The organism is Bacteroides caecigallinarum (assembly GCF_021531075.1).
GTDB lineage: Bacteria > Bacteroidota > Bacteroidia > Bacteroidales > Bacteroidaceae > Phocaeicola > Phocaeicola caecigallinarum_B.
On sequence record NZ_JADYTJ010000059.1, the window covers coordinates 1 to 15,575 of the forward strand.

Annotated in this window: 11 protein-coding genes; 9 read left to right on the forward strand and 2 right to left on the reverse strand. The window is 39.7% G+C overall.

Features of this window, described 5'->3' with window-relative positions:
- Nucleotides 1-184 precede the first annotated feature (184 nt).
- The 6 genes from I6E11_RS12775 to I6E11_RS12800 all read left to right on the forward strand — a co-directional run bounded on the left by I6E11_RS12775 (nt 185) and on the right by I6E11_RS12800 (nt 8,337).
- Complete coding sequence (locus I6E11_RS12775) at nt 185-544, forward strand: hypothetical protein (RefSeq protein ID WP_235338549.1); 360 nt, start codon at nt 185-187, stop codon at nt 542-544.
- A gap of 119 nt (nt 545-663) precedes the next feature.
- Nucleotides 664-2,865 carry a heavy metal translocating P-type ATPase gene (locus I6E11_RS12780; protein ID WP_235338550.1) on the forward strand — a complete coding sequence of 734 codons (2,202 nt, stop codon included), beginning with the start codon at nt 664-666 and terminating at the stop codon, nt 2,863-2,865.
- A 267-nt stretch (nt 2,866-3,132) separates the two neighbouring features.
- Nucleotides 3,133-4,455, forward strand: a complete 1,323-nt coding sequence (locus I6E11_RS12785; protein WP_235338551.1) for a TolC family protein — start codon at nt 3,133-3,135, stop codon at nt 4,453-4,455.
- Between the two features lie 129 nt (nt 4,456-4,584).
- The gene (locus I6E11_RS12790) at nt 4,585-5,676 is read left to right on the forward strand and encodes an HlyD family secretion protein (protein WP_235338552.1); all 1,092 of its coding nucleotides are present in this window, start codon (nt 4,585-4,587) and stop codon (nt 5,674-5,676) included.
- Nucleotides 5,677-5,679: 3 nt separating this feature from the next.
- Nucleotides 5,680-7,311: an MFS transporter gene (locus I6E11_RS12795; RefSeq protein WP_235338553.1), complete on the forward strand. Its 1,632-nt coding sequence runs from the start codon at nt 5,680-5,682 to the stop codon at nt 7,309-7,311.
- Between the two features lie 153 nt (nt 7,312-7,464).
- The gene (locus I6E11_RS12800; RefSeq protein WP_235338554.1) at nt 7,465-8,337 is read left to right on the forward strand and encodes an AraC family transcriptional regulator; all 873 of its coding nucleotides are present in this window, start codon (nt 7,465-7,467) and stop codon (nt 8,335-8,337) included.
- A 102-nt stretch (nt 8,338-8,439) separates the two neighbouring features.
- On the opposite strand, the gene I6E11_RS12805 is transcribed toward I6E11_RS12800, so the two are convergent.
- Nucleotides 8,440-9,897 (reverse strand): aminoacyl-histidine dipeptidase, encoded by a 1,458-nt coding sequence (locus I6E11_RS12805; protein ID WP_235338555.1) that lies wholly within the window; start codon nt 9,895-9,897, stop codon nt 8,440-8,442.
- 12 nt (nt 9,898-9,909) lie between these two features.
- Nucleotides 9,910-10,857, reverse strand: a complete 948-nt coding sequence (locus I6E11_RS12810; RefSeq protein WP_394800135.1) for a lysylphosphatidylglycerol synthase transmembrane domain-containing protein — start codon at nt 10,855-10,857, stop codon at nt 9,910-9,912.
- A 175-nt stretch (nt 10,858-11,032) separates the two neighbouring features.
- Here I6E11_RS12810 and rsmA point away from each other — a divergent pair, with 175 nt between their 5' ends.
- The 3 genes from rsmA to I6E11_RS12825 all read left to right on the forward strand — a co-directional run bounded on the left by rsmA (nt 11,033) and on the right by I6E11_RS12825 (nt 15,141).
- Entirely contained in the window at nt 11,033-11,842 is an 810-nt protein-coding gene (gene rsmA, locus I6E11_RS12815) for a 16S rRNA (adenine(1518)-N(6)/adenine(1519)-N(6))-dimethyltransferase RsmA (protein WP_235338557.1), read from the forward strand.
- A 36-nt stretch (nt 11,843-11,878) separates the two neighbouring features.
- A complete protein-coding gene (gene mgtE / locus I6E11_RS12820) occupies nt 11,879-13,219 on the forward strand; it encodes a magnesium transporter (protein ID WP_235338558.1) in 1,341 nt (446 codons plus the stop codon).
- A gap of 125 nt (nt 13,220-13,344) precedes the next feature.
- Nucleotides 13,345-15,141 (forward strand): DUF349 domain-containing protein, encoded by a 1,797-nt coding sequence (locus I6E11_RS12825; protein WP_235338559.1) that lies wholly within the window; start codon nt 13,345-13,347, stop codon nt 15,139-15,141.
- Nucleotides 15,142-15,575: the final 434 nt, after the last annotated feature.

The window sequence follows — 15,575 nt, forward strand, 5'->3', positions numbered from 1 at the left end:
ATATAGTACGAAGTGCAATTATGGCTGTTTTTATAAATCTGAAAAGTGGTGTAATTTTGTAAAAAGAATAGAAGCAATAATACTGATAACTAAAACAAAGATGTTCTGTTTGTGATTTTGATCCTTTCCTATAGAACATTATTATTAATTAAGGATCGTTTATTTAACTATGAAAAGATTTAGAATGTTTTTGGTAATGATCTCTGCTGTTTTGTTTAGCGGAGTGTTGTCATCTTGCAGTAAGGATGATGATTTTGAGGGAAAGCTTTCGGGCACATGGTATAGTGGAAATGCGACATTAACTTTGGAGTCTGACGGTCAAGGTGATATAACTTATGATTATGGTTATGGTAATGATAAAGAAATAGTGGAATTCTCATGGGATGCTACCGGGGATATAATTTCTTTTACTTATCAAGAAGAAATGAACGACAGTGAATATCCTGATAATAGATCATATAAATATATCATTGCTGATGATTATTTAATACTTACAGACTTTGATGGGGCAAAAGAAGAGGTTTGGTCTAGATACTCTTTTTAAATGAGATAATATAATACGATTTATGTAAAGGCAGGAGTTACTCCTGCCTTATTTTATATATATAGTATTGGGGGATATATTAAAATCAATACCTTTGCACTGTAAAATAGTATTGAACAATGAGAACCATAAAAAAGAATTATCCTGTCATGGGAATGAGTTGTGCCGGATGTTCTGCCAGAGTGGAAAAAACACTAAACAAGCAACCTGGTATAATAAGTGCTTCTGTTAATCTTGCTGCAGCAATGGCTACTGTTGAATATAATACTGATGAATGTAGTCCTGAACAATTGAAAGCTGCTGTCCAGAAAATTGGTTTTGACTTACTTATAGAAGAAAAGAAAGAGGTACAGAAGAAAGCTGATGAAGTACGTAAGAATCACTATAAGGTGTTGAAAATAAAGACAATACTGTCTGTAGTGTTATCTATCCCAGTATCGGTTATAGCTATGTCTCTTCATGATATGCCATATGCAGCGAATATTATGGCCGTGCTTTCAGCTATAGTGGTCTTCGGACTCGGAAACACGTTTTTTGTCAATGCCTTCAGACTTCTTATGAAGGGTGGTGCTAATATGGATACACTTGTAGCTCTGAGTACTGGTATTTCGTTTCTTTTCAGCCTGTTCAATATGTTTTTTCCGGAATATCTTCTTCGTCATGGAATAACACCTCATGTATATTTCGAGGCGGCTTCTATGATAGTGGCTTTTATTCTTCTTGGACGTACTTTGGAAGACAGGGCAAAGGGTAATACTGCCGAGGCGATAAAGAAACTTATGGGACTTCAGCCCAAGAAGGTGACGGTAATGAGGAACGGCACCGAGATGGAGGCTGATATAGATATGCTTATGGTGGGCGATACTGTAGTGGTAAAACCTGGTGAGCGTATAGCAGTAGATGGTAATGTGGTTTACGGTTCGTCATACGTAGACGAAAGTATGTTGAGCGGTGAGCCTGTAGCCGTGCTTAAAGAGAAAGGTACAAAAGTTTATGCCGGAACTATCAACCAGAAAGGAAGTTTCAGATTTGTTGCAGAGAAAGTCGGCAGCGAAACAGTATTGGCACAAATCATCAAAATGGTACAGGACGCTCAGGGAAGCAAGGCACCTGTCCAGAAACTTGTTGATAAAGTGGCAGGGATATTTGTTCCTATTATAATATCAGTGGCTCTGCTTTCATTTGTTTTATGGGTGACACTTGATGCGGAGAGCGGACTTACGCACGGATTTCTGGCAGCAGTGACAGTGCTTGTTGTGGCATGTCCGTGTGCATTAGGACTTGCCACACCAACAGCCATTATGGTGGGTATAGGTAAGGGAGCCGAGATGGGAATACTGATTAAGGATGCCGACAGTCTGGAGATAGCCCGTAAGGTTGATACGGTGGTTCTTGACAAGACAGGAACTATTACCGAAGGTAAACCTGTGGTGACAGACTGGATGTGGAACAACGAGACAGAGGACTTAAAGCGCATATTGTGTGGACTGGAGAAACACTCTGAACATCCGTTGGCGATGGCTGTAGTGCAGGGTATAGGAGTGGAACCTGCAGAGATAACCTCTTTCGAGAGTATAACTGGACAAGGAGTGAAAGGTATTTGTGGAGATATGACATACATTGCGGGAAACATACGTTTGATTTCCTCTTATGGTGTCACAATTCCTGAAGAGATGGAAAAAAAAGCATCCTCTTTGGCTGCACAAGGGAAAACGGTAATATGGTTTGCCGATAATGATAAAGTATTGTGCTTGTGTGCCATTACAGACAGAATGAAAAAGTCATCAGCTGAAGCAATATCCAGATTGAAGAGCATGGGCATAAAAGTTGTAATGCTTACTGGTGATGCCGATGCTCCGGCACATTATATGGCAGAATTGTCGGGTGTGGACGAATATAAGTCGGAAGTCACGCCTCAGCAAAAGGCTGAATTTATCAGGACTCTACGTTTACAGGGTAAAGTCGTGGCGATGGCTGGCGATGGAATAAACGACAGTGCCGCCCTGGCTGGGGCTGATTTGAGTATAGCTATGGGTAAAGGTAGTGATATCGCTATGGATGTTGCAAAGGTGACGATTATTTCATCCAACTTGGAAAAGATAGCCGATACTATAAGTCTCTCACGCCATACTGTGCGTACTATCCGCCAGAATCTGTTCTGGGCGTTTATATATAATATAATAGGTGTTCCTGTAGCGGCGGGTGCTCTATATCCTATAAACGGTTTTCTTCTTAATCCGATGATAGCCAGTGCTGCAATGGCGATGAGTAGTGTAAGTGTGATTACAAACAGTCTGAGACTTAGGAGAATTAAAAAGTAATAAACTAAGGGGCATTATTACCGTCAATCACATTAAGTTTCTTTTAACCGGAAAACCGTTCCAAAACGCGGGCAAATTCCATCTCGAACGTGGGCAAGTTTTACCTTAAACTTGCCCGCGTTTTTTCATAAAACTGAATATAGAGGATTTTGATTACCTAGGTACATTGAATTAAAAAGGAAAATATGAACATCGAAAGCGAAAATATCGTAACGATTTTCTGAACGTAACATCCTAATTTTGCGCCAGATGAACAAGATAAACGATATGAAAAGACTATTACTCAATTTTGCTTTTGCCTGTTCGCTTTTTCCTCTTGGAGCGCAGCAGGTATTGACGCTGGAAGAATGTCTGCAGATAGGTATAGAGAATAACCTCACACTGCAGACCAAGCGTAATGAGATTATAAAAGGGAAGCACAGTATCTCTGAAAATCGCTCTAAACTGTTGCCGCAAATCAATGCTGTTGCATCCTTCAACGACAATTTCAACCCGCCGGTTTCTGTTACTGATGGTTCGGCATATGGTAATCCTTATAACGTGACAAAGACGTTACAGTATAATGCATCGGCAGGGCTGCAACTGCAGATGCCTCTGTATAATCAGACCATCTACACAGCCATGTCGGTCACTAAGATGATGAACGAAATCAATTCCCTTTCGTACGACAAGGCACGTGAGGATCTGATTATGCAAATCACAAAAATGTATTACCTGGGACAAAGCACAGCCGAGCAGATTTCAATAGTGAAAGAAAACATCACCCGCCTGGAGGAACTTAGAGACATCACCACTGCTTTTTTCGATAATGGTATGGCGATGGAAGTGGATGTGAAACGTGTTAATATAAACCTGGAAAACCTGCAGGTACAGTACGATAATGCTGTGGCAATGCTTACACAGCAAATCAATATGTTGAAATATGTGATAGACTATCCTGCAGAAATTGACGTTACACTTACTCCTGTGGATACGGAGAGTATCATTCCTGTAGAAATGAGTGGGCTGTACGAAGGTCAGCCGGAATTGGAACTGCTTAAGAAACAAAATGCAATGGCAGAGGAACAGAAGAAAATGATTTCGCATGGATATATTCCTTCGCTGTCGCTTACAGGAAGTTTCATGTATTCTGCATTTACTGACAAGGCAAAGAACTGGTTCCATTCAGGACCGTCAAGCAAATGGTATAACTCATCCGGCATAGGTCTGACACTGAGAGTTCCGATATTCGATGGACTTGATAAACGTTCTAAAGTAAGAAAGGCAAAACTTGATATCGAGAATGCAAAACTGTCGTACGAGAATGCTTTGAAGAGTTTTAGGACACAATATCTGAATGCCACGAACGACCTGATGAACAGTCGCCGTAATTTCACAAAACAGAAAGACAACTATCTGTTGGCAGAAGATGTTTACGAGGTTACTTCCGATCGCTATCGTGAAGGTGTGGCATCGATGACAGAAGTTCTTCAGGACGAAATGCGTATGAGTGAGGCACAGAACAACTATGTGACTGCACACTACAATTATCGTGTAAATAATCTTACGATGTTGAAACTCACAGGAAAACTTGAGATATTACTAAAATAACGGTATTTAAACAGTGTTTAAACACCACTTAAACACCACTTAAATGCTGTTTAAATTCTGATTAAGCAACTTCATAACTTCTCTAACTTCTTTAACTTCACAATAAAATAACTTCAAATAAAAAACGATATGGAAACAAAAGAACTTGATATAAAGAAAAATACACTAGAGCAGCAAGCTGCTAAACTGAGAAAACAACGTCGTCGTCAGATGCTGGCAAGTACATTCGGAATTATAATTCTTCTTGTTGGACTCTATCAGATTGGAGTGATGTTCTTCAGTTATAAACTGAACGAAACAAGCAATGATGCACAGATAGAACAATACATCTCGCCGGTAAATCTCCGTGCTTCCGGATATATAAAGAAGGTGTATTTCACCGAACATCAGACAGTGAAGAAAGGCGACACACTTATGGTTCTTGACGACCGAGAATACCGTATCCGTGTGATGGAAGCTGAGGCTGCACTGAAAGACGCTATGGCAGGAGCTTCTGTTATAGGTCAGACTCTCCAGACAACAAAAGCATCGGCTTCGGTATATGAGGCTTCTATTTCGGAAGTAGAAATCCGTCTTGCAAAACTGGACAAGGACCGCAAACGTTATGAAAACCTTCTTCAGAGAAATGCTGCCACACCTATTCAGCTGGAGCAGATAGAGACAGAATATGAGGCTACGAAGAAAAAACTTGTGGCATTGAAGCGCCAGCAGGAAGCTGCGATGTCGGGAGTGAACGAAGTATCAACCCGTCGTCAGAATATGGAAGCTGCCATACAGCGTGCACAGGCAGCACTCGAAATGGCACGGTTGAATCTTTCATACACTGTGGTTACGGCACCTTGCGACGGACAGCTGGGACGTCGTGCCATAGAGGAAGGACAGTTCATTTCTGCCGGACAGACTATAACCTATATATTGCCGGATACACAGAAATGGGTGATAGCCAACTATAAGGAAACTCAGGTGGAAAACCTTCATATAGGTCAGGAGGTGACACTCACTGTAGATGCTGTCAGCGATAAGGAATTCAAAGGAAAGATTACAGCCATATCCGGTGCCACAGGTTCAAAATACTCGCTCGTTCCAACCGACAATTCAGCCGGAAACTTCGTTAAGATACGCCAGCGTGTTCCTGTAAGAATAGATTTCGAGGGGCTGAGTAAGGAAGACAATGAACGGCTTGCTGCCGGAATGATGGTTATTGTGAAAGCGAAGTTATAATATATGCCAAAGAATTATCCATTCTATAATTGGGTTCCCAAACCTGTAGGTATCATCCTGCTGATATTGCTATTCATCCCGATACTGACTGTGGGCGGAGTATATACAGCCAACAGTGGTGAAATGACTAGCGGACTTGGAATCCAGTCGGAACATATACAGTTTGTGGGGTTTGTCACCTCAATAGGTATGGCAGCTTTTGCTCCATTCTTTTATCAGCTGGTATGTATTCGCCGTGAAAAGATGATGTGCGTGGTGGAATTTTCGCTTATGTACATCCTCAGTTATGTGTGTGCTGTCACCGACAGTATCTTCCTTCTTGCATTGTGCAGCCTTATCATGGGCTTCCTCCGTATGGTGCTTATGATGGTGAACCTCTTTACCCTGATAAAATATGCCTTCGGAATGGAGGCTACCAGAAATATTACTCCGGGAATGGAGCCTACCACAGAAGATGGATGGGATTCCCTTGATGCTGAAAAAAGCAAAAGTATGCCTATCATATACCTTTTCTTCATGATTCTGGGACAGATAGGAACCTCGCTTACGGCTTGGTTGGCTTACGAATATCAGTGGCAGGATGTGTATTACTACATGATGGGAATGACACTTGTGGCTATACTTATAATAATGGTTACAATGCCGTATCACAGCTATAACAACAGACGTTTTCCTGTTAATTTCCGCAAGTTCGGTAGTGTGGCAGTGTTCAGTGCCATGATGACATGTATAGTCTATGTTTTGGTTTACGGAAAGACACTTGACTGGTATTCTGATTCTACCATTATTCGTTCTACAGTGCTTGCTGTGGTATTCGGCGCAGCATTTTTCTACATGGAGTCTTCAGGACGTTCACCATATTTTATGATGGAAGTCTTTCGCCTGTGCACCATTAATATGGGTATCGTACTTTTCCTTCTGCTGATGATATTCAATACCAGTTCGATGTTTGTCAATGTCTTTACCGGAGTAGGTATGAAGATAGACAACTGGCAGAATGCAGCTCTTGGCAACTGGAGTATGTTGGGATATTTCATAGGAGCAGTGATAGCCATTTTATTGGGATCTAAGGGGGTAAAGCTGAAGTACCTTTTCGGGATGGGATTTTTTCTGATAGGAATGTCTGCACTGTTCATGTATTTCGAAGTTCAGACAGCAGGACTGTATGAAAGGATGAAATATACTGTGATAATCCGTTCTGCAGGAATGATGCTTATATACTCTCTTGCTGCGGTACATGCAAACCAACGTATGCCATACAAGTATCTTTCCACTTGGATTTGCATAATGCTGTCAGTACGTATGGTGTTGGGACCGGCAATAGGAACATCGCTATATACCAACGTTATGCAACACCGCCAGCAGCATTATATCACACGTTTCGCCCACGATGTAGATAGGGTAGTGGCCCAGAATGCTGCTTCGTACGACCAGACAGTGCGTGGAATGCGCTATCAGGGAAAGAGTGAGACCGAGGCTGAGAACATGGCTGCCATATCCACCAAAGGTAAGGTACAGGTTCAGGCTACACTTTCAGCTGTAAAGGAAATGTCTGGTTGGACATTCTACGGATGTATGATTTCAATGCTCTTCGTTCTTGTTTATCCATATCGTAAGAGGAAATTATCGGCTTAGCGGGAAAAACTTCCACTAAGTCCGGTAATTTTTACTAACTTAGCCGTTGTTTAGATACAAGGCTTCAGGTGACAAGTTAATACAAAGGCTTTTATATATTAACATAAACCTCGTCAATTTGTAACTGGTACCTTGTCAACTAATTAAAGGCTTATGGTGAACAACTCTGAAATATTAATAAAGCTGGAAGAAAAAATATCCGGTCAGTCCGATGTCTGTTCATCGGGCGGACCGGTTTTTGATTTTCCTGAAAGCATGAAAAAGGGTTTGACTAATTTTGGTATAGGTTTGATAGTTTGTCATGAAGGTCAATTCGACTTTATTCTTTCAGGAAGACAATATACGGCACATGCCGGTGATACAGTGTTCATTCACGAAGATTCGTTTTTTCGTATTACAGGACAGTCGGATAATATCAAAGTAAGTATTATTATATATAAGGTAGATTCTATACGTGATGTATTGGGCAATATGGTTTATTCGGTACACTTATACTCACAGATGTCTCCGGAAACGCATTGCGTATGGAATACAGGTGATGAAGACGATGTGGCAGGATATATAGCACTCATCGGAACAGAACAGCCTCAGGTGGACGACTTTTTCCCCATGTATGAGAAGCGTCTTCTTTTATTGTCTCTTACATATCGCCTTTGTTCCGTATTTCAGAAGAAATTCCTTTCAGGCAATTCTGTAGGAGCAAGACGTACTGAGATATTCCTTCGCCTTATCCAACTTATTGACCGTTATTTCATGTCCGAACGTGGAGTGGAGTTCTATGCCGATAAGCTTTTCCTTTCTCCCAAGTATCTTTCCGGGGTTTCGAAAGCCGTTTGCGGATATACAGTTCAGGAATTGGTTTTCAAGGCCATAATCCGTAAGTGTATGGCAATGCTTGACAGTACGAACAAGACTGTGCAGGAAATATCTGAGGAATTCAATTTTCCTAACCCTTCCAGTTTTGGAACTTTCTTTAAGAAACAGGTAGGGATGTCACCTCAGAAATATAGGGAACGATGTGTATAAAAAAATTGGTACATACCATTTTTATTAGATATGCACCAACCTTTTTATAATCTGTAGTAAAAGATACCTTTTTATGTATCCATTCAAACGGTTTCTCAGTCCTTATTTTACAGGACTGTTTTCTAAAGTAGAAATCAGGAAATCATAGAATTTCTTTACAGACGGAATATTGCAACGTTCTTCCGGAGTGTGAGGACATTGCAAAGTAGGACCAAAGGAAATCATATCCAATCCCGGCATAACAGCACTGATAATTCCACATTCCAGTCCGGCATGGATAACCTTCACTTCGGCTTCTTCTCCAAATTGAGATTTATATGCTGATTTCATAGTGTTCAGTATCGGAGAGTTTACGTTTGGTTCCCATCCTGAATAACCTCCGGAACGAACCACATGCATACCTGCCATAGAGAAACAACTTTCTATAGAAGTGTTGCGATAGTCCTTCATTGATTCTCTTGAACTGCGTGTCAATACTTTTATTTCAGCTTTTCCGTTTCCTATTTCCACAATCGCCAGATTGGAAGATGTTTCAACTGTGTCTGGAATTGTAGGAATAAAGCGTTCCACTCCGTTTGGACAAGCGAATATGGCGTCTACCAGATTATCCCTTATCTCGTCTGGAACCATCATTTTAGGAAGTTCCACCCGTTCGGCTGTGAAAGTGATATTATCTTCAATTGTGGCAAACTCGTCACGCCAAACCTGCTCGCACTCACCTACGAATGCCAATACATCTTCTACTTCTGTTTCAGGTACGGTTATCACAACTTCACATTCTCTAGGAATGGCATTTCTCATGTTTCCACCTTCCCATGACACTAGGCAGGCTTCGTCGTAAGTGATTACCTGATTAAGGAATCTTGCCATAAGCTTGTTGGCATTGGCATGTCCCCAGCCTATTTGAATACCAGAGTGACCACCGCGCAATCCTTTAAGGCTTACTTTTAGAGCTACGTCTTCCGGATCTGTTTCTTCTTCCTTGTATTCCAGAGTGGCTGTCAGGTCTTCGCCTCCGGCACAACCTATGTATAATTCTCCTTCTTCTTCCGAATCGAGATTCAGCAAAATGTCTCCTTCTATAGTTCCTGGTTTAAGACCGAATGCTCCATACATTCCGGTTTCTTCATCGGCAGTGATAAGGGCTACCAGCGGACCATGTTTTAATGTCTTATCTTCCATTATTGCCATAATAGCGGCAACGCCCATTCCATTGTCCGATCCTAAAGTTGTTCCTTTGGCCTTTACCCATTCGCCGTCTATATAAGTCTGTATAGGATCTGTTTCGAAATTATGTACTGTCTCTTTGTTCTTTTGAGGAACCATATCCATATGAGCCTGCAGGATAATGGTTTTGCGATTCTCCATGCCAGGAGTGGCAGGCTTGCGATAAATGATGTTTCCTGCTTCATCTTTGAAAGATTCAACACCGGCATTCTTGCCGAATTCAAGCAGGAAATTCTGAATTTTTTCCAAATGTCCTGATGGACGAGGTATCTGTGTTATAGAATAAAAATGCTTCCACACATTATGTGGAGTTAAAGAAAGAATTTCGCTCATAGACATTGTTTTTTAATTATGAGTTTTTTTATTTAATCGTTTGTTGGTAAGTGGTAGAGCCACTAAACCATATATTCCTAACAAAATTAGTAAAAAAGTTTGAATACCATGCACTATCAGTGCAAATATTCCGGCATTATCTTTGCTGATGCCGTACATCATCATCATTGTTATTATGGCAAAGTGCCACGGTCCGGCACCGTTTGGGGTTGGTACTATTACTGCAATGCTTCCTACCACGAACATTACCAGTCCGGGCATTAATCCTAAATCGCAGGTAAAGTCAAAACTGTAGAACGTGACATAGAATTGAAGAAAATAACATAGCCATATCCCGATGGTATACAATATGAATAGAAATTTTCTGTCGATGTGTCTTATGGACAGACATCCTTGCCATATGTCATTGAAAATGCCTCTGACTCTGGCGAAAATGGAAAATCTTCTAAATAGCAGATAGGCTAAAATCAATAAAGCTACTATGCATGCTATTGTGATATAAAAATTGGTGGAGGTGAACAGATGAACGAAGAAAGCCGTGTTTGTTCCTGTTTCATTTATAAACCTTACAAATATACCCGATTGGATTAGAAGTGTGGTACAGGTTATTATAATTACGCAGACAGAATCTATGATTCGTTCCGTGATAACTGTTCCTAATGATTTTGAGAAAGAAATATTGTCATATTTTGCCAGTATTCCACATCTGGATACTTCTCCAATTCTGGGAATAACCAGATTGGCTGCATATGATACGAATATGGCATATACACTGTTGGATAATTTAGGGTGTTCGTTTAGAGGAGCCAATGATATGTTCCATCTCCATCCGCGGAATAAATGTCCGAATACTCCAAAGACAAGTGAAAATACTATCCACCAATAGTTTACGCCTCCTTCAATGACGGACCAGACTCTTTTGAAATCAAAATCCTTATATGTCCATACAAGGATTGCCAAGCCTAGAATTATAGGTAGAATTACCTGCCATATCTTATTTAATAACTTTTTTTGGTTCACTTCGTTTCAAAATCTGAATTTATTTAGATATTATTATGTAACTTTGCACTATGCAAATATACAATGCTTAACTGAATAATTGCCATATTATAACAAAGAAATATTTGAATACGGAATGAAATTAGTTAAACCGAAGAAATTTTTAGGCCAGCATTTCTTGAAAGATCTTCAAGTGGCGAAAGATATAGCTGATACTATTGATACTTGTCCGGACATTCCTGTGCTGGAAGTAGGACCGGGTATGGGGGTGCTGACACAATATTTGATACCGAAGAAAAGACCGTTGAAGGTTGTGGAACTCGATTTCGAGTCTGTGGCTTACCTGAAAGAAAACTTCCGGGAACTTGGCGATAACATAATTGAACAGGATTTCCTGAAGATGGATTTGTCGGCTTTGTTCGAAGGACGACCTTTTGTGCTTACGGGCAACTATCCTTATAATATTTCCAGTCAGATATTTTTTAAAATGCTGGACAACAAAGAGATTATACCTTGTTGTACCGGTATGATACAAAAAGAGGTGGCAGAGCGTATTGCCGCCAAACCAGGAAATAAAACGTATGGTATACTCAGTGTGCTGATTCAGGCATGGTACAATGTAGAATATCTTTTCACAGTACATGAGCATGTTTTCAATCCGCCGCCAAAAGTGAAAAGTGCCGTGATAAGAATGACACGCAATGAGACTCAGAATTTGGGCTGTAATGAAAAACTTTTCAAGCAGATTGTCAAAACAACATTCAATCAGAGACGAAAGACTTTACGAAATTCCATCTCAACTATTTTGAACAAGGAAAATCCTCTTAGTGCAGACCCTATATTCAATAAAAGGCCAGAACAGTTGTCGGTAGAAGAATTTATTGAACTTACAAACAGAGTGGAAAAGGCCTTGCAAGACAAGAACGAAACTGATGCTCTGAAGTAAAAAGACTTTTATTTTCTAACATTTAAAGTAAACAGGATGAACAGCGAAGAAATCAAAAAAATTACGGAATTAATCGAGAATAAGGAGCCGGATAAGGTAAAAGAGCTTCTTAATGATTTACATCCTGCGGATATAGCGGAACTCTGCAATGAACTGAATGCGGAGAATGCAAGGTTTGTGTATCTTTTGCTGGATAATGAAACCGCAGCCGACGTGCTGGTGGAAATGGACGAAGATGCACGTAAGGAATTCCTTGATATTTTGCCTTCTGAAACTATCGCTAAACGCTTTGTTGACTACATGGACTCGGATGATGCTGTAGACATTATCCGTGAAATGGACGAAGATAAACAGGAAGAAGTCCTTTCGCATATCGAAGACATCGAACAGGCTGGTGATATCGTAGATTTGTTGAAATACGATGAAGATACTGCCGGTGGTTTGATGGGTACCGAAATGGTGATAGTGAAAGAAAACTGGAGTATGCCTGAGTGTTTGAGGGAAATGCGTATTCAGGCAGAAGAGATGGACGAGATATATTATGTATATGTGGTGGACGATGATGAACGTCTCAGAGGTGTATTTCCACTCAAAAAAATGATTACCAGCCCATCGGTTTCTAAAGTCAAGCATGTGATGAAAAAGGACCCGGTGTCTGTGCATGTAGATACACCGATAGAGGAGGTGGTACAGATTATTGAGAAATACGACCTTGTGGCTGTTCCTGTTGTTGACAGTATCGGACGACTGGTGGGACGAATTACCGTGGACGATGTTATGGATGAGGTTCGTGAACAGGCTGAACGTGATTATCAGTTGGCATCCGGTCTCTCGCAGGATGTCGAATCGGATGATAATGTCTTGCGACAGACTACTGCACGCTTGCCCTGGCTGCTTATAGGTATGTTGGGAGGAATAGGCAATTCCATGATTTTGGGTAATTTTGATACAACATTTGCTGCACATCCTGAGATGGCATTGTATATTCCGCTTATTGGTGGAACAGGGGGTAATGTAGGTACTCAGTCTTCTGCCCTTGTGGTGCAAGGACTGGCTAACAGTTCGCTGGATTCTGCCAATACATTCAAACAAATAGCCAAAGAGTCTGTTGTGGCCTTGATTAATGCCTCCATAATCTCTCTGCTGGTATATATTTATAATTTTGTCAGATTTGGTGCAAGTGCCACGGTGAGCTATTCGGTTTCTATAAGTTTGTTTGCTGTGGTGATGTTTGCGTCAATTTTCGGTACACTAGTCCCTATGACTCTTGAAAAACTGAAAATAGATCCGGCTATAGCCACTGGTCCGTTTATATCTATCACCAACGATATTATCGGGATGATGTTGTATATGGGAATAACAGTATTATTGTCGTAAGTTTTGGTTCTATTTTATTTTCTATTACAAAATAACGGTAATATAATTGTGTTTTTAAAATATTTTTTCGTTAATTTGTAATTATAATATTCTCGGAAGAAAAATTCTTAAATATCTACATACGCATGGAAGTTAATGAAACAAATCGTCCGCTAACCGAAGAACAGGCGAATGTGTCTGAAACTTTGGTTCCTACTGTTGAACAAACAACAGAAAACGTTAAGTATGAACCAAAACATACTAAAGAAGAGGTTATACAACGTTTGAAAGAAATAAACGAAAAAGCTTGTGAATCTGACAAGCAGGAAATAGACTTTCTCAAACAAACTTTCTATAAACTTCATAAAATAGAACAGGAAGCAAACCGTAAGGCATATATCGAATCGGGTGGAGAGGCAGATGCTTTTGTCCCTTCGGCTGATCCTTTGGAGGCAGATTTGAAATCTGTTCTCGCTGAAATAAAGGAAAAAAGGAATTCCATGACAGCTGCATTAGAAAAAGAGAAAGAGGAAAACCTTCAGAAAAAACTCGAAATATTGGAGAAAATGAAGGGGCTTACAGATTTATCAGAGGATGCAGGAAAGAACTATAATGAATTTAAGGCTTTGCAGCAGGAATGGAATGAAATAAAATTGATTCCTGCCAATAAAGTTAATGAAATATGGAAAACATATCAGCTATACACAGAGAAGTTCTATGATATGTTGAAACTGAATAATGAGTTCAGGGAATATGATTTTAAAAAGAACTTGGAACTTAAAACTCGTATTTGTGAAGCTGCAGAGAAACTGGCGGATGAACCGGACGTGATTTCTGCATTCCATCAGCTTCAGAAACTGCATCAGGAATTCAGAGAAATAGGCCCTGTTGCTAAGGAGGTCAGAGAAAGTATATGGAATAGATTCAAGTCTGCTTCGACTGTAGTTAACAAAAGACATCAGAAACATTTTGAAGATTTAAAAGAACAGGAACAGAATAATCTTGATCAGAAAACTGTTATATGCGAAATAGCTGAAGCTATGGAGTATGATAAGTTTACTACTTTTACTGATTGGGAAGACAAAACACAGGAGATACTGGCGCTTCAGGCTAAATGGAAGACCATAGGTTATGCTCCTCAGAAAATGAATTTGAAGATTTTCGAAAGATTCCGTGCGGCTTGCGACGAGTTTTTCAGACGCAAAGCAGAATTCTTCAAGACAGCAAAAGAAAATATGGCCTTGAACCTTGAAAAGAAAAAAGAACTTTGTGAGAAGGCTGAGGCGTTGAAGGATAGTACGGCATGGAAAGAAACTGCAGAAATATTGACAAAACTCCAGAAAGAATGGAAGACTATAGGTCCTGTTCCAAAGAAGTATTCTGATGCTGTGTGGAAAAGATTTATAGGTGCTTGCGATTATTTCTTCGAGCAAAAACAGAAAGCTACTTCTTCTCAGCGTTCAGAGGAATTGGAGAATATGGCTAAGAAACAGGCTATAATAAAAAGGGTAGAAGAACTGGCTGAAACTAATGATGATGAAAATATAGGAGATAAAGTAAAATCTCTTATATCTGAATGGAATAGTGTAGGTTTTGTTCCGTTTAAAGAAAAGGACAGACTGTATAAGGAATTCCATAGCTTGGTAAATAGAATATTTGACAAGGCAAATCTTTCGGCAGCAGAGAGAAAACTCAATACTTATAAGTCCGGATTGAACAAAGAAGCTAATCTGTATAAGGAAAGAGAAAAACTTGTAAGGATATACGAAAGAATAAAAACTGAAATAAAAACATACGAAAATAATCTGGGATTTTTGAGTTCTACTTCTAAGAAAGGAAACTCTTTGCTTAATGATATTTCCAGAAAAATAGATAAGTTGAAAGCTGATTTGGATTTGACTCAGAAAAAAATTGATGCAATTGATGAAACATTGAATTTGTAAAAGGCAGTGGAGTAATTGAAATTATATTCTGTTCTCCAATTCACAATTTTGGAAGGAATTAAGATCTTCTATATTAAGATTATTCGTTACACGAACGTGCTACAAAAGTGGCACGCTCGTGTAATTTTTTATGCTTTCTTTTGCGGGGATTGTATATTAATTGTTTTTAAGATCTGGTAAGTAACTAATTCTCAATGCTTTCTTTTCTTTTATCTTTCTTAGTAGTGCATTAGTGCAATTTTCTTTGCTACTGAAGAGTTTGTTATTTATATCTGACTTTTCCAGAATTTTCCCTCCACAAAATTGCCGTCACACGAACGTGTAACGCTAAAAAAGTACTGTCTTTTCGTAGAAAACGCATCCAAGGTGAGAAAAACAGAATTCTCCCTGCACTTTTATTTGTTAATTGCTAAAAAGTTTTTTCTGATAAAGTA